The organism is Alcanivorax sp. (genome assembly GCF_019431375.1).
Lineage (GTDB): Bacteria > Pseudomonadota > Gammaproteobacteria > Pseudomonadales > Alcanivoracaceae > Alcanivorax > Alcanivorax jadensis_A.
Genome location: NZ_CP080267.1, coordinates 2,755,813 through 2,775,131 on the forward strand (window position 1 = coordinate 2,755,813; position 19,319 = coordinate 2,775,131).

General features: G+C 59.1%; 18 protein-coding genes and 1 pseudogene. 12 read left to right on the top strand and 7 right to left on the bottom strand.

Annotation, left to right across the window (positions count from 1 at the left end):
- The 4 genes from KZ772_RS12845 to glyQ form a co-directional block, all read right to left on the bottom strand.
- Complete coding sequence (locus KZ772_RS12845) at positions 1 to 729, bottom strand: lysophospholipid acyltransferase family protein (RefSeq protein WP_290536933.1); 729 nt, start codon at positions 727 to 729, stop codon at positions 1 to 3.
- Between the two features lie 2 nt (positions 730 to 731).
- Positions 732 to 1,274 carry a D-glycero-beta-D-manno-heptose 1,7-bisphosphate 7-phosphatase gene (gmhB, locus tag KZ772_RS12850; protein WP_290536934.1) on the bottom strand — a complete coding sequence of 181 codons (543 nt, stop codon included), beginning with the start codon at positions 1,272 to 1,274 and terminating at the stop codon, positions 732 to 734.
- A gap of 183 nt (positions 1,275 to 1,457) precedes the next feature.
- Positions 1,458 to 3,530: a glycine--tRNA ligase subunit beta gene (gene glyS, locus KZ772_RS12855; RefSeq protein ID WP_290536935.1), complete on the bottom strand. Its 2,073-nt coding sequence runs from the start codon at positions 3,528 to 3,530 to the stop codon at positions 1,458 to 1,460.
- Complete coding sequence (gene glyQ / locus KZ772_RS12860; protein WP_290536936.1) at positions 3,530 to 4,522, bottom strand: glycine--tRNA ligase subunit alpha; 993 nt, start codon at positions 4,520 to 4,522, stop codon at positions 3,530 to 3,532. The genes glyS and glyQ overlap by 1 nt, the downstream gene beginning before the upstream one ends.
- Before the next feature lie 256 nt (positions 4,523 to 4,778).
- On the opposite strand from glyQ, the gene KZ772_RS12865 reads away from it, so the two are divergent.
- Positions 4,779 to 5,342 (top strand): DNA-3-methyladenine glycosylase I, encoded by a 564-nt coding sequence (locus KZ772_RS12865; RefSeq protein ID WP_290536937.1) that lies wholly within the window; start codon positions 4,779 to 4,781, stop codon positions 5,340 to 5,342.
- 260 nt (positions 5,343 to 5,602) lie between these two features.
- Positions 5,603 to 6,307: pseudogene (locus tag KZ772_RS12870) on the top strand (glutamine amidotransferase); the annotation flags it as partial.
- 34 nt (positions 6,308 to 6,341) lie between these two features.
- Here KZ772_RS12870 and KZ772_RS12875 read toward each other — a convergent pair.
- Positions 6,342 to 7,052, bottom strand: a complete 711-nt coding sequence (locus KZ772_RS12875) for a DUF4197 domain-containing protein (protein WP_290536938.1) — start codon at positions 7,050 to 7,052, stop codon at positions 6,342 to 6,344.
- A gap of 170 nt (positions 7,053 to 7,222) precedes the next feature.
- On the opposite strand from KZ772_RS12875, the gene KZ772_RS12880 reads away from it, so the two are divergent.
- The 10 genes from KZ772_RS12880 (at position 7,223) to KZ772_RS12925 (ending at position 17,054) form a co-directional block, all read left to right on the top strand.
- Positions 7,223 to 7,837 (top strand): acyltransferase, encoded by a 615-nt coding sequence (locus KZ772_RS12880; protein ID WP_290536939.1) that lies wholly within the window; start codon positions 7,223 to 7,225, stop codon positions 7,835 to 7,837.
- 129 nt (positions 7,838 to 7,966) lie between these two features.
- Entirely contained in the window at positions 7,967 to 8,239 is a 273-nt protein-coding gene (locus tag KZ772_RS12885; RefSeq protein ID WP_290536940.1) for a YiaA/YiaB family inner membrane protein, read from the top strand.
- 21 nt (positions 8,240 to 8,260) lie between these two features.
- Positions 8,261 to 8,971 carry a PspA/IM30 family protein gene (locus KZ772_RS12890; RefSeq protein ID WP_290536941.1) on the top strand — a complete coding sequence of 237 codons (711 nt, stop codon included), beginning with the start codon at positions 8,261 to 8,263 and terminating at the stop codon, positions 8,969 to 8,971.
- A gap of 120 nt (positions 8,972 to 9,091) precedes the next feature.
- Complete coding sequence (locus KZ772_RS12895) at positions 9,092 to 9,691, top strand: TetR/AcrR family transcriptional regulator (protein WP_290536942.1); 600 nt, start codon at positions 9,092 to 9,094, stop codon at positions 9,689 to 9,691.
- A gap of 131 nt (positions 9,692 to 9,822) precedes the next feature.
- Entirely contained in the window at positions 9,823 to 11,694 is a 1,872-nt protein-coding gene (locus tag KZ772_RS12900) for an MFS transporter (protein WP_290536943.1), read from the top strand.
- Between the two features lie 164 nt (positions 11,695 to 11,858).
- A complete protein-coding gene (locus tag KZ772_RS12905) occupies positions 11,859 to 12,518 on the top strand; it encodes a hypothetical protein (protein WP_290536944.1) in 660 nt (219 codons plus the stop codon).
- 4 nt (positions 12,519 to 12,522) lie between these two features.
- Positions 12,523 to 13,779, top strand: coding sequence for a DUF445 domain-containing protein (locus tag KZ772_RS12910; protein ID WP_290536945.1), 1,257 nt, complete (start codon positions 12,523 to 12,525; stop codon positions 13,777 to 13,779).
- A gap of 218 nt (positions 13,780 to 13,997) precedes the next feature.
- Complete coding sequence (locus KZ772_RS12915) at positions 13,998 to 15,350, top strand: SPFH domain-containing protein (RefSeq protein WP_290536946.1); 1,353 nt, start codon at positions 13,998 to 14,000, stop codon at positions 15,348 to 15,350.
- A 151-nt stretch (positions 15,351 to 15,501) separates the two neighbouring features.
- Entirely contained in the window at positions 15,502 to 15,918 is a 417-nt protein-coding gene (gene arfB, locus KZ772_RS12920; protein ID WP_290536947.1) for an alternative ribosome rescue aminoacyl-tRNA hydrolase ArfB, read from the top strand.
- 182 nt (positions 15,919 to 16,100) lie between these two features.
- A complete protein-coding gene (locus KZ772_RS12925; RefSeq protein ID WP_290536948.1) occupies positions 16,101 to 17,054 on the top strand; it encodes an NAD(P)-dependent alcohol dehydrogenase in 954 nt (317 codons plus the stop codon).
- A 227-nt stretch (positions 17,055 to 17,281) separates the two neighbouring features.
- On the opposite strand, the gene KZ772_RS12930 is transcribed toward KZ772_RS12925, so the two are convergent.
- Both KZ772_RS12930 and KZ772_RS12935 read right to left on the bottom strand, forming a co-directional pair.
- Entirely contained in the window at positions 17,282 to 18,085 is an 804-nt protein-coding gene (locus tag KZ772_RS12930; protein ID WP_290536949.1) for a methyltransferase domain-containing protein, read from the bottom strand.
- Positions 18,086 to 18,188: 103 nt separating this feature from the next.
- Positions 18,189 to 19,208, bottom strand: a complete 1,020-nt coding sequence (locus KZ772_RS12935; RefSeq protein WP_290536950.1) for a class I fructose-bisphosphate aldolase — start codon at positions 19,206 to 19,208, stop codon at positions 18,189 to 18,191.
- Positions 19,209 to 19,319 lie beyond the last annotated feature (111 nt).

Below are 19,319 nucleotides of genomic sequence, written 5' to 3' on the forward strand. Positions count from 1 at the left end.
CTATTGTGGGTAATGTTGGCGAATCCAGTCTTCGGCCTCTTCGGTTACCTGTTTTGCCTTTTTACCGTCACTGTTAATCGGTGGGCTGATGCGTAAGGTAATCGTACCCGGCAGACGCATCCATGAACGAGCTGGCCAGCAATTGCCACTGTTATGCGTAATGGCCACAACCGGGACGCCAGCCTGACAAGCCAGCATGGAACCACCATGATTGAACTTGCCAAGCGTGCCCGGTGCCTGGCGCGTACCCTCCGGGTAAATCACCACAGGGATATCCGCAAGCAGGCGTTGCTTGCCTTGCTGCAATACGGATTTGAGTGCAGCACTGCCATTGCTGCGATTAATAGTAATCGGTTTGAGTAGGGCCAGCCCCCAACCAAAGAAAGGCAGCCACAGTAACTCGCGTTTGAGCACGGTGGCCTGTGGACTGATCAGCAATTGCATATAAAAGGTTTCAAAACTGCTCTGGTGATTCGCCAATACCACGAAAGCCCCGGAAGGCAGATTCTCGCGCCCTTCCACCTCTATGCGTACGCCGTTAAGCCGTTGCAGCAGCCACATGGCAAAGCGGGTCCACAGATTGACGAAATTATAGCGACGACGGTAGGGAAGAAAGGGGCCAATCAGTACGCAGAAAATGCTGTGGATAATGCCGGCCAGGTTATACAGCACAAAAAACAGAACGCTGCGGATCTTGATCGGCAGCGAATAATGCGTGTGCTGTGTCATGCCTAATCCTTCAAAATATGATCCGTAAAATCCGCCAGGGAGTCGTATATATCGACATGGCCCAGCGCAGTCGGCAAGCCCTTGCCCAGTGTCTTGGCTCCCTTGCCGGTTAATACCAGTACCGGCTGGCAACCACGGGCGACTCCGGCTTCCAGGTCCCGTAGGCTATCACCAATCAGGGGTGCGCCGGTGACATCGCCATACTCGGTAACAATCTGGTCGATCAGGCCGGGAGCCGGTTTGCGGCAGTCGCAACCATCGTCGGGTCCGTGAGGACAATAAAACACCTTGCCCATTTCCCCGCCCGCTTCCCGGACCAGATCCGCCAGTTGTTCATGCATGGCATCCAGTGTCGCCACAGTAAAATAGCCACGGGCAATACCAGACTGGTTGGTGGCTACCACCACGGTATAGCCTGCCCGGCTGAGACGGGCGATGGCGTCAATGCTGCCCGGTAATGGAATCCACTCGTCCAGGGTCTTGATATAGGCGTCAGAGTCTTCGTTGATGACGCCGTCGCGGTCGAGGATGATGAGGTTGTTCATGGGAATCCTGCCCGATATAAATTTTGAACCGTAGGAGCCATGCTCGCATGGCGAAAGGGTTTCGGGTTACCAACAAGTTACCGGAAAAATTGAAGGCGCTCCTACGGATAAACAAAGGCCGCTAGAAAGCGGCCCTGTTTTTTTCGCGTGCTTGCGTGAAGCGTGTTGCGTGCAAGCGCCAATTTATTCCTGCAGCAGACTGATATCCGCCACGTTCAGGAACAGGTCGCGCAGGAAGGCCAGCAGGGCCAGGCGGTTGTTGCGCACCGCTTCATCTTCCGCCATTACCATGACGGTGTCGAAGAAGGCATCAACCGGCTCACGCAGTTCGGCGAGCATTTCCAGCACGCCCTGATAGTCGCCCTTCTCCAGCAGCGGTTCGGACTGCTCGTAGCTGGCTACTACCAGATTGGTGAGGGTTTGCTCAGCCTCATCTTCCAGCAGGGCGCCGTCGATTTCTTCCGGCGGTGCCTTGTCCAGTTTGGCCAGGATGTTGGATACCCGCTTGTTGGCGGCGGCCAGAGCCTGGGCTTCTTCCCGTGGCTGGAAGGCAGCGACCGCTTTTACCCGACGGTCGAAATCCAGCGGCTTGCGGCAGGCGTCATCGATGGCCAGCACCGACAGGATCACCGGGGTAGCAATGCCCTGCTCCTGGTAGATGGCCCGGTAGCGACCCTTGATAAACTCGAACGCCTCGGCAGCCTCGGCGCGGTTGATGCGCAGCTCCAGCTGGTCGCCGGCTTTTTCCAGTAGATGCTGCAAATCCACATCCAGCTGGTTTTCGATGATGATGCGCAGCACCCCCAGGGTGGCTCGACGCAAGGCGTAGGGGTCCTTGGTGCCGCTGGGCTTCTGGCCGATGCCGAAGATGCCCACCAGGGTATCGATCTTGTCGGCAAGAGACACGGCCATACCGGTCTTGCTCTGCGGCAGCTTGTCGCCGGCGAAACGGGGCAGATACTGTTCGTACAGCGCCTGGGACACTTCCTCCGGCTGGCCTTCCAGGCGCGCCAGATAGAAACCCATAATGCCCTGCATGGTGTCGAACTCACCGACCATCTCGCTGTTCAGGTCGGCCTTGCTCAATTCACCAGCCAGTTTTGCCTGCTCGGGATTGCCACCGATCTGCTCGGCAATGATGGCGGCCAGGGCACCAATGCGTGCGCACTTGTCGGCCACCGTGCCCAGCTGTTGCTGGAACACGACTTTTTCGAGGCCCTTGCCGTGCTGGGCGAGGGTCTTCTTGCAATCGTTGTCGTAGAAGAAGGCCGCATCCGCCAGACGGGGACGAATCACCTTCTCGTTACCATGGATCACCTGCTGGGGATCCCTGGACTGGATGTTGCTGATGGTGATGAAACGGGGCATCAGCTTGCCGTCGGCATCCAGTACCGAGAAATATTTCTGGTGTTCTTCCATGGCGCTGATCAGGGCTTCCTGGGGAACGCGCAGGAAGTCCTCGTCGAAGCTGCCCGTCAGCGCTACCGGCCATTCCACCAGGGCGGTGACTTCGTTGAGCAGGTCCGGGTCGATCTGCGCGGTACCACCGGCTTCCTTACCGACGGCGATGGCCTGTTCTTCAATCATGGCCTTGCGGCGGGCGAAGTCGGCGATCACATGACCGTCTTTTTCCATGCGCTCGGCGTACTCGTTGGCAGTAGCCAGCTCGATGGCACCGGGGGCATGGAAACGGTGGCCGTAACTGGTGCGACCGGCCTGCAGGTCCAGCAGCTCGAACGGCACCACGTCCTCACCGAACAGGGCCACCAGCCAGTGGGCCGGGCGCACGAACTGTACCTTGCGCTTGCCCCAGCGCATGCGTTTGGGGATCGGCAACTTCTGTACCGCCTGGGCAAAGAAGTCGGGGATCAGTTCGGCGGCGGGTTTGCCCTTCTCGGTAATCTGGGCCACCAGGCGCTCCCCTTTGCCGGTGTCCTGACGGCCCAACTGATCCACAGTCAGCCCCAGAGAAGACGCAAAGCCTTCTGCGGCCTTGGTGGGGTTACCGTCCTTGTCGAAGGCGGCCTGCACGGCCGGGCCCTGACGCTCAATATCACGATCCGCCTGCTTCTCGTCCAGGCCACGTACCAGTACCGCCAGACGGCGGGGGGCGGCGAAGCTTTCCACTTCACCGTGGTTGAGACCGGCTTCGTCCAGTTGGCGGACAAATTCTTCCGTCAGCGCTGCACTCAGTGCGGGCAGCGCCTTGGGGGGCAGTTCTTCGGTGCCCAGTTCAATCAGTAAATCCCGGGACATTATTGCTTCCCCTTCTTTTTGGCGGCCTGCTTTGCGGCCTTTTCATCCTGCTTTTTCAATTCCGTCTCTACTTCCTCGCGAATGCTGGCATCCGCCATGGGGAAGCCAAGCGAACGGCGTTTGTCAAAGTAGGCCTGGGCCACAGCACGGGCCAGGGTGCGCACACGCAGAATAAAGCGCTGGCGTTCGGTGACGGAGATGGCCTTGCGAGCATCCAGCAGGTTGAAGGTATGGGAGGCTTTCAGCACATATTCATAGGCGGGCAACGGCAGGCCGGCCTCGATCAGCTTGGTGGATTCACCCTCGAACAGGTCGAACTGCTTGAAGAGTTCGTCCACGTTGGCGTGCTCAAAGTTGAACGTGGACATCTCGATTTCGTTCTGCAGGAACACATCGCCGTAGCTGACCTTGCCGAAGGGGCCGTCGGACCATACCAGGTTGTAGACCGAATCCACGCCCTGGATATACATGGCCAGGCGTTCCAGGCCATAGGTAATCTCGCCGGTGACCGGGTAACAGTCGATGCCGCCCACCTGCTGGAAGTAGGTGAACTGGGTGACTTCCATACCGTTGAGCCACACTTCCCAGCCCAGTCCCCAGGCACCCAGGGTGGGCGATTCCCAGTTGTCTTCCACAAAGCGGATATCGTGAACCAGCGGGTCAAAGCCCAGCATGCGCAGGGAACCCAGATACAGTTCCTGGATATTGTCCGGCGACGGTTTCAGTACCACCTGGAACTGGTAATAGTGCTGCAGCCGGTTGGGGTTTTCCCCGTAGCGCCCGTCGGTGGGCCGGCGTGAAGGCTGCACATAGGCACTGTTCCAGTTTTCCGGGCCGATGGCGCGCAGGAAAGTGGCCGGGTGAAAGGTGCCCGCGCCCACTTCCATATCCAGGGGCTGTACCACTACGCACCCCTGCTCGGCCCAGTACTGTTGCAGGGCCAGAATCAGGCCCTGGAATGTCATGATGTCCGTCTGCGGTTGTTCCGCCATGCTGAATCCTGTTGTTCGATTTCGATTTGCCCCAAAAAGCAGGCGCCAAGTATACCGGGCCGGCCGGGCCGGTGATACCGCTGGCCGGACGACCACCGACAGTGGAGTGTCAGGCGTGAACGGGGAGAATGACGCACCAGGCCAGCTCCGGTAATGTCGATGGCCAGAATGTCAGCAGCGGAATGATAACGAGAGATCTGACCGTTGGCCGATGACCAAGCCTGCCTTGATAGTGACAAACGCGAAGAGAAAAGCCATGAACGACCGCTGTCCCTGGTGCGGGGATGACCCGCTCTACCAGCACTACCACGACCACGAATGGGGTGTACCCGAATACGACGACCGGGCCCTGTTCGAATGCCTGAATCTGGAAGGCGCCCAGGCCGGGTTGAGCTGGATCACCGTGCTGCGCAAGCGCGAGCACTATCGCAAGGTGTTCGATGGCTTCGACGCGGAGAAGATCGCCCGCTATGACGACAGCAAGGTGGCCGCCCTGCTCCAGGATGCGGGGATTATCCGCAACCGTCTGAAGGTGGCAGCCACCATCGGCAACGCCCAGTCCTATCTGGCCCTGCGTGACCAGGGGCAGACCTTGAGTGATTTCCTCTGGGATTTTGTCGATGGCCAGCCGCAGATCAACCACTTCCACACTCTCAAGGAGGTGCCAGCCTCCACCCCGGTGGCCGAGGCCATGAGCAAGGCCCTGAAAAAACGGGGCTTCAAGTTTGTCGGCCCCACCATCGTCTACGCCTTCATGCAGGCTACCGGCATGGTCAACGATCACCTCACCACCTGCCCGCGGCATCGGGATCTCCGATAGCGCCTCTACCATTGCCGTAGGAGCGTCGCTGGCGGCGCGATAACCCAGCCCGGGATCAAAAGCTTTTCACCACATAGGGCACAGAGATCATTGAGGAAAACCGTTTTCTCTGTGCCCTATGTGGTAAATACCGCTTTTCCGGTGTTGGGTTATCGCGCCGCCAGCGACGCTCCTACAAAGAGGTTTGGAGCTATTGAAAAGTTGGTACAGCCCTTGCTCTGTATAAGGAAACCAGACAAGGAAAGTACGGTGGAAAGGCCATGAATCACAGCAAACCCATCGCCATCATCAAGACCGGTAGCACCTTCCCGCAGATCAGCGCTCACTACGGTGACTTCGACACCTGGATACACCAGGGGCTGGGCTCGGCCACCGGTGTCATGGTGATTGATGCGCAACGGGGTGGGGCACTGCCTGCCTTGAGCGAGCTGGCAGGTGTGGTAATTACCGGTTCCCACGCCATGGTCACCGATCAGGCGCCCTGGATGCGGGAGTTGATGCGCTGGTTGTATACCCTGGTTCATGAAGTGGTACAGATGCCAGTGCTGGGACTGTGTTTTGGCCACCAGCTGCTGGCTCGTGCCCTAGGTGGTGAAGTGGCGGATAACCCCATGGGGCTGGAAGTGGGCACCGTAGCCCTGCGCCTGACCGGCGCTGGTCGACAGGATGCCCTGTTAGGCGCCATCGCCGGACACCCGTGGGCACAAGTGGTGCACCGTCAGTCAGTGCTAACTCCGCCGCCCGGTGCCACGGTGCTGGCCAGCAATGTTCATGACGCCTGCCAGGCCTTCCGTTACGGGGAGCGGGTTTGGGGGGTGCAGTTTCATCCGGAATTCAGCGCCGATGTGATGCGCGCCTATCTGCAGGCGCTGCGTGGAGAAGGATTAAGTCAGCAACAGGTGGATAGTCACCTGCCGGAAGTGCGCGAATGCGACGATGCCAGTGCTATCCTGAGTCGGTTTGCGCAACTGTCGGCGACGCTCCTACCAAAAGCCCTGCTTACTCGGCCTGTCCCGCTCCAAACACCGCCCCGATCAGGGCACTGCCCTGCTGCATGGGGTTCTGGCGGATCAGCGCTTCCTGCTCGCCAATGCGGGTGTAGAGCTCGTCCATGCTGTTGTCGATGACGTAGCTTTCCAGGTTCAGGTCCGGCTTGTTAGTAAGTGGTAACTTATCGTACACCCCAAGCAAATTATTGTACTGATCGTAGAAACCGGTCTTCTTCAGGTTATCTTCCACGATCGGCTGATACCGTTGGCGCAGGCTGCTCTCGGTCTCTCCACGGAAGTAGGAAGTGGCCGCGGTATTGTCGCCGCGAATAATTCCCAGGGCATCATTGACACTCATGTTGGTGATGGCCTGTTTGAACACTGGTGCCGCTTCCGCCACCGCCTGTTCCGCGCCCCGGTTCATGGCGGTTTCCACCTTGTCCACATAGCTACCGAAACCGAACTGGCGCAGGGTATCGGCAACAGGCTGGGCGGCGGCGGGTAACTTCAGATTGAATGCCCCGGTCTGGGAGAGCTGGGCGCTGGCCCGGTCGGTGCCGGTGATCAGTGTTTCCTTGATGCCTGCAGCCAGTTTCGAGTCGGTGTCGTAGCCGGCGTTCTTGGCCATCTGGTTGCCCATGCCCACCCAGGGCATCGCTGCGTCCATGGTCTTGCAGCCGCTCAATACCAGTAGCCCCACCAGAACCCAAAGCTGTTTCATGCCACGTTCTCCTTATGATTTGCGGCCAATGCTACTGCATTCCGTGCTGGCTGCTAAACTCGTATTCTTAATTGTAGAAGCGGCGCTTGAGCCGCGAATCGTACCTGGGAAGGCCTTAGCAAGTAGATTCGCGGCTCAAGCGCCGCTCCTACACAGGGAGTGACGAGGGAATGACCGAAGACGACTACCGCGAACAACACAAAAAACGCCTGGCTTATATGCCCTGGCTGTACGGTCGCCTGAAAGCGAAGCATCGGGCCTGGGCCGAGCCCTGGCAGCGCGATATTCAGCAGGACTTGATGGCGCTGGAGACCGTTCGCTTCGGGGAGGACTGTTTTGTGGCGCCCCAGGCGGTGCTGTTGGCTGAGCCAGGTCGTGACATTATCGTGGGTGATGGCAGCCAGATCGCGGCAGATTGCGTTATTCACGGCCCGGTCCGTTTGGGCGAGCGGGTCAGCCTCAATCACCATGTGACCCTGGATGGCGGTGCCGCCGGCATCCAGATTGGCGACGATAGCCGCATCGCCGCCTATTGCACCCTCTATGCCTTCAACCACGGCCTCGACGCAGACCGCCGGATTCGCGAGCAGCCGGTGACCTCAAAAGGCATTCGCATCGGCCGGGATGTGTGGATCGGTGCCCGGGTCGGCATCGTCGATGGCGTCACCATTGGCGACCATGCCGTGGTCGGCATGGGGGCCGTGGTGACCCGGGATGTGGCACCCTGGACCATCGTCGCCGGTAACCCCGCCCGCCCCGTGGGTCGTCGCCCCGGCGCTCCCTGACTCTCCCCTCCCCTATGCTATTGAACACTCCGCCACATAATCGGTAACAGCCTTCTTGTTGAACGATGTTTAGCAATGCTGTTTATTAAACATCGTTAAATAAACAGTACAGACCGAGAGGGATATCCCATGGACGAGAGCGCGATTCAACGCCATTCCGGCGGCTGGTTGTTCTACGTGAAGGCGGCCTTTGGTATCAGCCTGGGCCTGATGATTCTGGGCATCGTCTGGCTGCCCACGGACCTGTGGATCAAGGGTTACCTGGTGATGGGCATCATGTTCGTGGTGGGCTCCACCATCACCCTGGCCAAGACCCTGCGCGATGACCACGAAGCGCGGCGGCTGATCAATCGCATCAGTGAGGCGAAGACCGAACGTCTACTCAAGGAATACACGGATTAAACCGATAACGAGGAGAGCGCTATGGCTACCGCCTGGAACAAACTAAAAACGCTGATGCGCGGCCAGGCCCGTGTCAGTATGGAACAGATCGTCAATGCCAACGACATGCTGCTGCTCGATCAGCAGCTCTATGAAACCGAGCACTCCCTGCGCGATGCCCGCCGACAACTGGCGCGGCTGATGGCTGAGCAGAAACTTAACCGCCGTCGCAGCGACGAGCTGGCCGGTCAGATACGCTACTACGAAGAGGGTGCCCGCCAGGCCCTGGCTGCCAGCGAGGAAACGCTGGCCCTGGATATCGGCAAACGGCTGGCCGACCTGGAACAGCAACAGGCGCGGCTTGAGCAACAGGGCATTGCCCTGAATCAGCAGGAAGCGGAGTACCAGCGCTTCATCCAGCAGGCGGCGGACCAGTTGAAAACCCTGCGCCATGAACAGTCCCTGGCGAGAACCCAGGAAGCCCTGTTTGGACAAAGCCGGAATCGGGAAGCGCAGGGGCGCGGACTGGCCGAGCGGCTCAGCGACAGCAAGCAGACCCTGCAGCAGATCCAGCAACGGCAGGAAGAATGCCGGCTGTTGTGGCACAGTGAGATCCACTGCGACTGGCAGACCGGCGACAGTCAGATGGATAGCCTGGACAAGCGCATGGCAGATGCGGGTATCGGCGATAGCCAGACCGAGCGGGCCCGGGCGATTCTGTCACGGCTTGGAACAGAGAACGGGCAAGTCTGAAGGACATCCCGCATTACTGTACAGGTCGTCATTCCGGACGGTGATTGCCTCAGTCATTGGAGGGCTCATCGTCCCGGGAGACGGCTCGGGCAACGAGAAATACAGAGTTGAGCATTTACCATGGCACGTCGTAACCAACACAGCCGTGAGGAACTGCAGGCACTGGCCGTTCATGCGGTACGCGAACTGGTGGAGGAACAGGGGCTGGCGAAACTCAGTGTGCGCAAGGTGGCGGAGCGAATCCGTTATACCCCGGGTATGCTCTACCATGTGTTCGCCAACCTGGATGATCTGATTCTGCACGCCAATGCTGCCACCCTGGATGCGCTGTTGGCAGAGGTGGAAACCGTTAACACAGGCTCCCCGCAGCAGGCCCTGCACCATATGGCCAGCGCCTACCTGGCCCTGGCCAGGGAACAGACCGCCCTTTGGCAGATGGTATTCATGCATCGCATGCAGAAAGCGGCGCCAGTGCCGGACTGGTATCAGCAGCGCACGGCCAGATTGTTTGCCCGGGTGGAGCGGCAGATGGCTCGGCTGGCGGAGGGCGAGTCAGACAACGCCATCCACCTGGCCGCACGCACTTTGTGGAGCAGTGTCCACGGCATTGCGGTACTGGCGGCGGAAAACAAACTGGATGTGGCCGGCGATGTGGATGAGCAGGCAATGCTGGATTCGTTGCTGGAAAACTATCTGAACAGTTGGGCGGGGCTGGAGTAGCAAGCTACAAGCTTGAAGCTGCAAGGCGCGAGATGATTTTTTTACGCTTTTAAGGGCCGTGCCCGCGTTGAAAGTTGCAACTTGTAACTTGCCACTCACCCAACCCCAAACATGAACTGCAAGGCGAGAAAATGAAAAAAGGGTTGTTCTCTCTGCTGGCGTCTCGTCGCTTCGGGCCTTTCTTTTTTACCCAGTTTCTCGGGGCCTTCAACGACAACGTGTTCCGCCAGGCGCTGATCCTGTTGATCGCCTCCGGGGCGGTGACCGCTGTCAGCGTCAATACGCTGAACAACGTGGCGCTGGCCCTGTTTATCCTGCCCTTCTTTTTGTTCTCGGCTCTGGCCGGCCAGGTGGCGGACAAGTACGACAAGGCGTCGCTGGTGCGCAAGATCAAGTTCGTGGAAGTCTGCATCATGTCTGCCGCCGCCGTGGGCTTTTTCTTTGATGCGGTGTATTTCCTGCTTGGTGTGTTGTTCTGCATGGGCCTGCAGTCCACCTTCTTCGGCCCGATCAAGTATTCCATCATTCCCCAGCAGCTGGATGACAAGGAACTGGTATCCGGTAATGCGCTGGTGGAAATGGGGACCTTCCTGGCCATTCTACTGGGGTCCATTTCCGGCGTGCTGTTGAAGATGGAGGGTGTAGGCGATGCCGTGGTGGCTATCGCTGTTGTAGGGCTGGCATTGCTCGGTTACCTGGCAGCTCGCGGCATCCCCTCTGCGCCGGCGGCGGACGATGGGCTGAAAATCAACTGGAACCTGTGGAAGGAAACCTGGCATATCGTCGGCTATGCCCGGGAAGTGAAATCCGTGTGGATGTGCGTGCTGGGCATCTCCTGGTTCTGGTTCCTCGGTGCCGCCTACACCACCCAGCTGAAGGTCTATGTGGACGATTACCTGTTGGGCACCGACGGCCTTTATGCGTTGCTGCTGGGGACTTTCTCCATCGGTATCGGCCTGGGCTCGTTTCTCTGCGAAAAGTTGTCCGGCAAACGGGTAGAACTGGGGCTGGTACCGCTGGGCTCCATTGGCCTGAGTGTATTCGGGGTGGATCTGTTCTTTTCCTACGCCGGGTTGGCAGGCAATGGCCAGGTGGATATCGCCGGCTTCCTGCAGCAAGCCGGTGGTTACCGGGTACTGATGGATCTGCTTGGTATCGGCGTGTTCGGTGGCTTTTATATCGTGCCGTTGTTCGCCTTTATTCAGCACCGCAGTAACCCCAAACACCTGTCGCGGATCATTGCGGCCAACAACATTCTCAATGCCCTGTTGATGGTGGGTTCGGCGGTGGCCGGCATCGTGTTGGTGGGTCTGCTGGAACTGACCGTGCCGCAGTTCTTCCTGGCGCTGGCGCTGGCCAATGTGCTGGTGGCCAGCTACATCTATACAGTGGTGCCGGAATTCCTTATTCGCCTGCTGGTATGGATGCTCACCCACACCATGTACCGGGTGAAGCACCATGGCATGGAGCATATTCCTGACGAAGGTCCCTGCATGCTGGTGTGCAACCATGTGAGCTATGTGGATGCCCTGCTGCTGGCCGGAGCTATCCGTCGCCCCGTGCGGTTTGTCATGTTCAAACCCATCTATGACATGCCCTTGCTCAACTATATTTTCCGTACCGGCAAGACCATCCCCATCGATTCCAAGGCTCGTAACCCGGCGATCTATGAGCGGGCCTTCGTGCGCATTCGTGAGGAGCTTGAGGCAGGCGAAGTGGTGTGCATCTTCCCGGAAGGCAAGCTCACCGACGATGGCGAGGTGGCGGAATTCCGTGCCGGCATCGAAAAAATCGTCGCCGATTATCCGGTACCGGTGGTTCCCATGGCCCTGTCTGGTCTGTGGGGCAGCTTCTTCAGCCACAAGGGTGGCAAAGCGCTCACCCGGCTGCCGCGACGATTCTGGTCGCGGATCAAACTGGCGGTGGGTGACGCGGTGGCGCCGGAACAGGTGCGTGCGGATGATCTGCGTGAGCGGGTGCTGGCCTTGCGGGAGCGGCCATGAAGCCACGGCCGCGGGGGTTGCGTAAAACATACGCACGGTAACTTGCACAAAAATGAAAACCGAGCACACTCAATAATAAAGCGGTCTCTGTTTATCTCTGGCGATACCGGGACACACCGGTAAGCCACAAAGGCCCGAAACCACAATAAGAACAGGAAACAACCGTGTCTGATTCCCCACTCTCGCCCGCTGCCCTGCGGGCGCGAATACAGCATTTGCTGTATCAATTGCCGCCGGTGCAGCGTGCCGACGAACGCCTGCAGCAGGTGGAGCAGGATGTCCTTCAGGGCCTCAAGCATCGCCTGGAAGGGCTCAATGAACCTGGCACCCTCGGGGGAACCGCGGACAGTTTTCAGCAATTGCTGGAAGTGTCCATGGAGCAGAGCCAGGAGCAGGCCCGCGCCATGCTGGTCAGCCAGGTCCTGGCGGGCACCACCGCCGATGAAGCCCGTCTGCTGGCTGCCCTGTCCGATGGTAGCGGTTTCCCCATGCTGACCCTGTTTACCGGCGGGCGTCTGTCACGGGGTGAGGTCCTGCATCGCCATTCCAATATCGGCCGGGCCGCTGGTATCCAGTGCACGGATTTCATTGCCTTCTACCTGAACCGCCTGTTTGCTCGCGGTCTGGTGGTCGCGTCCGGGTTCAGTGAAGCGCGGCGCATGGATTACGAGTTGCTGGAAGGTGACAGCGATTACCGCAAGGCGGAAGAGGCGCTCAAAGCACACTCCCCAAAACTGAAAGTCCGTCGTGAAACTCTCCACATGAGCCCGGTGGGCAACAAGGTGTGGGCGTTGTTGAGCGAAGCAGCAGTAACTGAGGAGTAGCCCAGTGATTACCGATATCAATCTGATTCTGGCGGATATTCAGGCCAATTGGTTTCTGTATCTGGCCATGCCCTTTGTGGCGGCTGCCATTGGTTATTACACCAAGGTGGTGGCCATCAAGATGATGTTCAAGCCACTGAATTTTGTGGGCTGGCGGCCTTTCCTGGGCTGGCAGGGCATCGTACCGCGCAAGGCCGCCACCATGGCCAGCATTGCCTGCGACCTGATGATGGAGCGGCTGCTCAAACCCGAGGATGTGTTCGACAAGCTGGATCCGCAACGGGTGGTAAAGGAAATCCGCGAACCGCTGATCCGTTCCGTGGAAGACATCACCCGCGAGGTGGCTGCCGAATACCAGCCGGGTCTGTGGGAGTCCGCGCCGGAATCAGTGAAGAACCTGATTATCCAGCGCATTCAGAATGAAGCGCCGCACATGGTCGAGCAGATCATGACGGACATCAAAAGCAACATCACTCGGGTGTTTGATCTCAAGGATCTGGTCACCAGTGCACTGGTGCGTGACAAGGAGTTGCTCAACCGGGTGTTTCTGGAAGCCGGTCATGTGGAGTTCAAGTTTATCCGCAACTCCGGCATCTACTTCGGTTTTGCCATCGGCATCGTGCAGGCCATCGTCTGGGCCATGACCCATAACATCTGGGTGATTCCGCTGTTCGGTCTGTTTACCGGCTGGTTCACCGACTGGCTGGCCCTGAAGATGATCTTCAACCCGAAACAGCCGGTGCGTTATCTGGGCCTGTTCGAATGGCAGGGGCTGTTCCTGCGCCGTCGCAAACAGGTGGCGGCCCGCTATGGGGAGCTGGTAGCCACAGAGATCGTCACCCCGGCGGCGGTGATCGGTGCCATCCTCACCGGGCCCATGTCCGACCGGTTGTTCGGCCTCGTCCAGAAACAGGTGCAGCGCACCATGGACGAACAGGCCGGCCTGGCCAAGCCGCTGGTGGTGTTCGCCGTGGGCAGCACCAAGTACCAGGAAATGAAACGCTCCGTATCCGAGAAGGTGATGCAGCACCTGCCGGAAACCCTGACCCACATGGAAGCCTACGCCGAAGAAGCCATGGACCTGAAAAACCTGCTGGTGACCAAGATGCAGGAACTCACCGAGGAGGAATTCGAGGGTCTTCTCAGGCCGGCTTTCCATCAGGACGAATGGATCCTGATTACTGTGGGGGCACTACTCGGCTTCCTGGTTGGTGAATTGCAGGTCCATGTGATGCTCCACTTCGCGGTACCGGTGGGGTAAGCGAGTCACGAGGTACGAGTTGCGAAAAGCCGGCACGTCAGGGGTTCGCAACTCGTACCTCGATCCTGAGCCTCTTGTTTCTGCCTGACCGATACCCGTACTGCACGCTGTTGCCCTGCTATCGGCAAGATCCCAAATGTAAGACATTGCCCACTATCCTTTCCCGGAACGCCCACTAGAATATTCCCCTTTCACATTGACTCTCTGGGGGAACATTCATGCTCAAGGACAAGCTCAAGGGCGCCCTGCCCGTGCCAAAGCTGATCGGGGTCGTGATCGGTGTACTGGTACTGGTGGTAGTTGCCAACAAATCCATTTTCTATGCCGAACCCGGCTATGTGTATCACGTGCGCACCATCACCGGTCAGGAACAGGTGGTGTCGGATGTGGGCTATCAGTTCTTTTTCTTCGGTCGCTGGAATTCCTGGAAACGGGCGCTGACGGTGCAGGCAGTGAAAGGCGGTACGGAAGACCTGGCCTATGTGGAAGTGGAAAGTTCGGAAACTTCTGCCGCCCTGCCGCCCCAGAACATCATGTTCCTGGATCAGGTGGATGCCAATGCCCAGGCCACGGTGCGCTTTACTATCCCCACCGACAAGGACAGCTTCCTGCAGCTGGCCCATGAATACCGTAACCCGGAAAACCTGCTGCGCACCGCGTTGATTCCCGCCTTCAAGGAAACCCTGCAGGCCAATGCGTCGTTGATGAGCGCCGAGGAGTACTACTCCGGCGGTCGCACCGAATTCAATACCGAATTCGAGAACCAGATGATCAATGGCATCTACATTGTTCGCCGGGAAGAGATAAGCGAAAAGAGAGTGGGTGATGTGAGAGGCAGCGCCAATGTTGCCATGGGCACCCAGCAGCAGGATTACGGCGATGATTCCAAGGTGGTCTTCGTGGTCCGCAAGATGCTGGACGATACCGGCATTCCACGGCGCAAATCCCAGCGCTTTATCGATTACGGCGTGTCGGTGGTGGAAGCCCGTATCACCCAGATGGACCCGAATCAGCGGTTTGTAGAGCGCATGCAGCTCAAGCAGAAAGCCTCTGCGGATCGGGCCATTGCCCGGGAACAACGGGTGCAGGAAGAAGAGCAGCGGCTGCTGGCCATCGCCCGGGGTGAGCGGGAAGTCGCCGAGCGTCAGGCCAAGGCCAAGGTGGATCAGATCCAGCGCACTACGGAAGCGGAAACCGAGAAACAGCTGGCCATTACCGAAGCGCAGAAAAAACAGGAACAGGCGGAAATCGACAAACAGACCGCTCAGGTCAACCTGGAGAAAGCGCGCATCGAAGCAGAAACCCGTCGAACCCTGGCTGATGCGGAGGCCTATCAGAAGAAAGCCGTGCTGCAGGCGGATAACGCCCTGGCGCAGAAGCTGGATGCGGAAATCGAGATCCAGAAAATCTGGGCAGAAGCCTTTGCCCAGCGCAAGGTCCCACAGTATGTCTTTGGCGGTGGCGACGGTAATACGCCTACCGGCTCGGATTCCGAAACCAAGGCCTTCATGCAGTTGCTGACCCTGGATGCGGCCAAGCGACTGAACTACGACCGGGATGTGAAGAACTAAACGCAAGGCCCAAGCTCCTGCAGCAGGACGGTGGACGCTGCAGGAGTTTCTGTTAGGGAGCGAACCCCGCGGCGGGGTTCGTTGGAACAATGACGATCCGCTTGCGCGTAGCGACTTGCTCCTCTTTCCCCGAAGCCGCTACAGTAGCGCCATGCTACACATCAGCCCCAACCTGTCCCTGCCGGAACAGGAAATCGACCTTCAGGCGATCCGTGCCCAGGGCAGCGGCGGCCAGAATGTGAACAAGGTCGCGTCAGCGATTCACCTGCGCTTCGATATTCGCGCCTCCTCCTTGCCAGAACGCTACAAGGAGCGCCTGCTGGCGCTCAGTGACCAGCGCATCACCAGCGATGGCGTGGTGGTCATCAAGGCCCAGCAGTTTCGCACCCAGGAAATGAACAAGGAAAACGCCCTGGCCCGGCTGGCCCAGTTGATCAAAAGCGTGACGGTGGAGCAGAAAACCCGCAAAGCCACCCGCCCTACCCTGGGCAGCAAGCGCCGGCGCATGGACAGCAAGACCAAACGGGGCAGAACCAAATCCCTGCGCGGCAAAGTCGATCCGGGCTGACAGCTACGGCGCGGCGCAGACCTTTCCCATCATCTGAAGCGATGATTCGCCTTGCAGTTTGTGGCTTGAAGCCTGCCGCTGTATTGACACAAAGCTCCCCTCCCTTGGCGTTATCTGACCACTCCCTTCACGTCCCTCTTTGCTAAGCTTGGCTTCGCTGATTTCATCACGGAGCCGAATCCATGAAAGCCGTCACCACATCAGGCTGGGGCCTGTCTGCCAAACTGGTCCTGGAAAACATCCCCGCGCCCACCCGCTTGGGGCCCAATGATGTGTTGGTGCAGGTGCATGCGGCCTCCGTGAATCCCAAGGACTGGAAGCTGAACTACCATGCGGCGGTGGCGCTGTCCCCTCTGCTGGTTAACAAGCTGCCGCCTTTCTTCGGCGATGACCTGGCCGGTGTGATCATCGACAAGGGCAGCAAGGTGCAGGACTTCGAGATTGGCGATGCGGTTTACGGCATGGACATGCGCCCGCGTACCGCGTCACTGGCAGAGTTGACCCGCATCGATCAGAAACGTATTGCCAAAAAACCACCGTCGCTCACCTTTCAACAGGCGGCGTCCATGCCGCTTGCCGCCCAGACCGCCCTGCAAGGCCTGAACAAGGGCAAGGCGGAAGCCGGCAAGACGGTGTTGATCATCGGTGCCTCCGGTGGTGTCGGTACCTTTGCGGTGCAGATTGCCAAGGCCATGGGGCTCCATGTCACCGGGGTATGCAGCGGTCGTAATGCGGACTTTGTCCGGGAGCTGGGTGCCGACGAGATCATCGATTACACCCAGGGCGACTACCGCAAAACGTCGGGGTCCTTCGATCTGGTCTTCGACGTCACTTCCTACGAATCACCGCTAAGCTGTGACGAATTGATCGCCGAGGATGGCTGGTTTATCTCCACCGGCGGTGACGCCCGCTCCATGCTGGTGACACCTTTCTATCGGGTATTCGGCAAGCATTGCGGCACTGTGGTGGTGGAATCCTGGAAGCGGGATCTGGACACTCTGTCGGACCTGGTCGAGAGCGGCAAACTGCGCCCCATCATCGACAGCATCTTTCCTCTGGCGCAAAGTCAGCAAGCCTATGATCGTAGCCGCACGGGTCGCTGTCGGGGCAAGGTGGTGATAGAGGTCGTTGCCTGAGGAGCTGAACTCCGACACTGCTCTATTCCAACAGGGCGGTAATGCCAATGTCCTGACCATCAACTCCCAGTTTCCGCCGTGTCGAGCGCCGGAAACGGTTGCCGGTCATAACTGACCGTGAGTATTTCCCAGACATGCCCGTCGGGCTTGTTCCAGGACGCCAGCCAGCAACGCCGCCGCAGCGTTGCTGTCCCGGGAAGGGTCGATGGTGTGATCGAGGTGTATTGTCATGTCTTCGTTGCAGCGATGATGTACACCGGAACCGGAAACGTTATCCCGCCCTGCTCTGTGCGAAATGGTGCCAGCACTTTTTCGGCCTCGTCGATAACCGCCTCAAGGGTTTGGTCATCCAGATGTATTTCGGCAAAAGGAAACCAGCCTTCCACATCTGCCAGTACCATCTCTCTGGTGTCGGCAAAATACGCTCTGCCTTCATGCGGGGTGATGTCAGCCGTGTCGATACCCGCTGCGGTGCAACAGGAAGCGAGCTTCCGGGTATCGCCCATTGAGAAGGGCAGACGCAGCGCATCGCCGACGGCTTTGTTGACCTGTCGTTCATACACATCAGCAATGGCCGCATAGGCTGGTAGGGAGTCCAGAGAACCGAACACCGCCACGGCCAGATGCCCCCCCGGTTTCAGGACGCGCATCATTTCCTCAAGCGCGGATTCTGGCGAAGGAAAAAACATCAGGCCGAATTGACTGACAACAGCATCGAACAGCGCATCATCAAAGGGAAGGTCCTCGGCCGGGCCTTCACGCCAATCGATTTCGGGTGAGCGCTCCCGGCCCACCGTCAGCATGGCAGGGTTGAGATCCACCGCCGACACCAAGCTATCGGAGCCAGTGCACCTGGCCACGGTTCGGGCCAGAATGCCGGTGCCGCAGGCAACATCCAGTACGCGTTGGCCAGGTAGTATTTCCGCCGCGGCGCCTACCCGCGGTGCCCATTCCTCGAACAGGGCAGGCACCAGTCGCTGTTCATAGGCGCGTGCCACACTTTCAGGTGCCGGGGTATGTTGTCCTGTCATGGTGAGCCTCCTTTGCCCTTCGGCACTGGCCTGTCACCTGCATACCAGTTTACTCCGATTGAAATGTCGCTTCACGGTGGTTGAGGCTCCCTACCACAGGCTATCACTCACGCTCCAGCTCATCACGATACTGACCTCGAACCGCCAGGCTATTCATTCTGGCCCGGTGGAGCAGGGCCTGTTGCGCGGTCAGGGTCTGTGCAGGGTTACCCTGCCAGGCGTTGAGAGCGGGCTCCTGCAGGGCGCGACCGTAGGAAAAGCTGAGATTCCAGGGGCGCCGGGACAGGCTATTGATGGCATTCAGATTGCGAGTGGCCTCCTCAGGCGTCTGGCCACCGGACAGAAAATTGATACCGGGCACAGCGGCGGGCACGGTGCGTCGGAATACCCGCAAAGTAGCCTCGGCAACCTCCTGGGGCGATGCCTGCTGTTCATGGTTCTTGCCCGGCGTCACCATGCTTGGTTTGAGCAGCATGTACTCCAGGGCTACCCCGTGGCGGTACAGGGCGGTAAAGACGTCATGCAATACCGCCTCGGCCACCCTGGCGCAGCGTTCCAGGGTGTGATCACCGTCGATCAAAACCTCCGGTTCAACGATGGGCACCACCCCCCGTTCCTGGCAGGTGGCGGCGTAGCTGGCGAGCACATTGGCGTTGGCTTCCATGGCCAGACGGGAGGGATTGTGATGGCCGATGTGATAAACGCAGCGCCACTTGGCAAACCGTGCCCCCAGAGTGGCATAGCCATCCACCCTGGCCTCCAGACCATCCAGGCCCCGGGATATCTCGTCGCCGGGGGCATTGGCCAGTGCCACCTTGCCCTTGTCCACCTTGATGCCAGGCACGATGCCTTGCCGTGCGGCCAGTTCCGGCAGGGGCGTGCCGGTCTCGTCCCGTTGTTCCAGGGTTTCCTCGAACAGGATGACGCCGTTGATGAACTGCCCCAGGTCCGTGGTCGACAGCAGCAGTGAGCGATAACTGCGGCGGCTCTCCTCGGTGGATTCCACCTTGATGGCCGCGAATCGCTTGGCGATGGTGGGGTGGCTCTCGTCAGCGGCAAGGATGCCCTTGCCATCCTGTACCAGTGCCTGGATGGTGGCTTCTAACTGGTCGCGAACGCTCATACCGTTCTCCTGGAAGCGGGGAAGGTGATATGAACCAGTATAAACCCGGATCACGGTCGATTTACGCCTTCGCCACGAGCCTCTCATTGGCGCTGCTTGTGGCTTTCTGTT

Bases quoted from the DNA above. Each gene is read 5' to 3' on its own strand.
- KZ772_RS12880 (WP_290536939.1), top strand. From the start codon at position 7,223: ATGACCGAAGACGACTACCGCGAACAACACAAAAAACGCCTGGCTTAT.
- KZ772_RS12900 (WP_290536943.1), top strand. From the start codon at position 9,823: ATGAAAAAAGGGTTGTTCTCTCTGCTGGCGTCTCGTCGCTTCGGGCCT.
- glyQ (WP_290536936.1), bottom strand. From the start codon at position 4,522: ATGGCGGAACAACCGCAGACGGACATCATGACATTCCAGGGCCTGATT.
- gmhB (WP_290536934.1), bottom strand. From the start codon at position 1,274: ATGAACAACCTCATCATCCTCGACCGCGACGGCGTCATCAACGAAGAC.
- KZ772_RS12930 (WP_290536949.1), bottom strand. From the start codon at position 18,085: ATGACAGGACAACATACCCCGGCACCTGAAAGTGTGGCACGCGCCTAT.
- KZ772_RS12865 (WP_290536937.1), top strand. From the start codon at position 4,779: ATGAACGACCGCTGTCCCTGGTGCGGGGATGACCCGCTCTACCAGCAC.
- KZ772_RS12925 (WP_290536948.1), top strand. From the start codon at position 16,101: ATGAAAGCCGTCACCACATCAGGCTGGGGCCTGTCTGCCAAACTGGTC.
- KZ772_RS12890 (WP_290536941.1), top strand. From the start codon at position 8,261: ATGGCTACCGCCTGGAACAAACTAAAAACGCTGATGCGCGGCCAGGCC.
- glyS (WP_290536935.1), bottom strand. From the start codon at position 3,530: ATGTCCCGGGATTTACTGATTGAACTGGGCACCGAAGAACTGCCCCCC.
- KZ772_RS12915 (WP_290536946.1), top strand. From the start codon at position 13,998: ATGCTCAAGGACAAGCTCAAGGGCGCCCTGCCCGTGCCAAAGCTGATC.
- KZ772_RS12875 (WP_290536938.1), bottom strand. From the start codon at position 7,052: ATGAAACAGCTTTGGGTTCTGGTGGGGCTACTGGTATTGAGCGGCTGC.
- arfB (WP_290536947.1), top strand. From the start codon at position 15,502: ATGCTACACATCAGCCCCAACCTGTCCCTGCCGGAACAGGAAATCGAC.
- KZ772_RS12845 (WP_290536933.1), bottom strand. From the start codon at position 729: ATGACACAGCACACGCATTATTCGCTGCCGATCAAGATCCGCAGCGTT.
- KZ772_RS12935 (WP_290536950.1), bottom strand. From the start codon at position 19,208: ATGAGCGTTCGCGACCAGTTAGAAGCCACCATCCAGGCACTGGTACAG.
- KZ772_RS12895 (WP_290536942.1), top strand. From the start codon at position 9,092: ATGGCACGTCGTAACCAACACAGCCGTGAGGAACTGCAGGCACTGGCC.
- KZ772_RS12885 (WP_290536940.1), top strand. From the start codon at position 7,967: ATGGACGAGAGCGCGATTCAACGCCATTCCGGCGGCTGGTTGTTCTAC.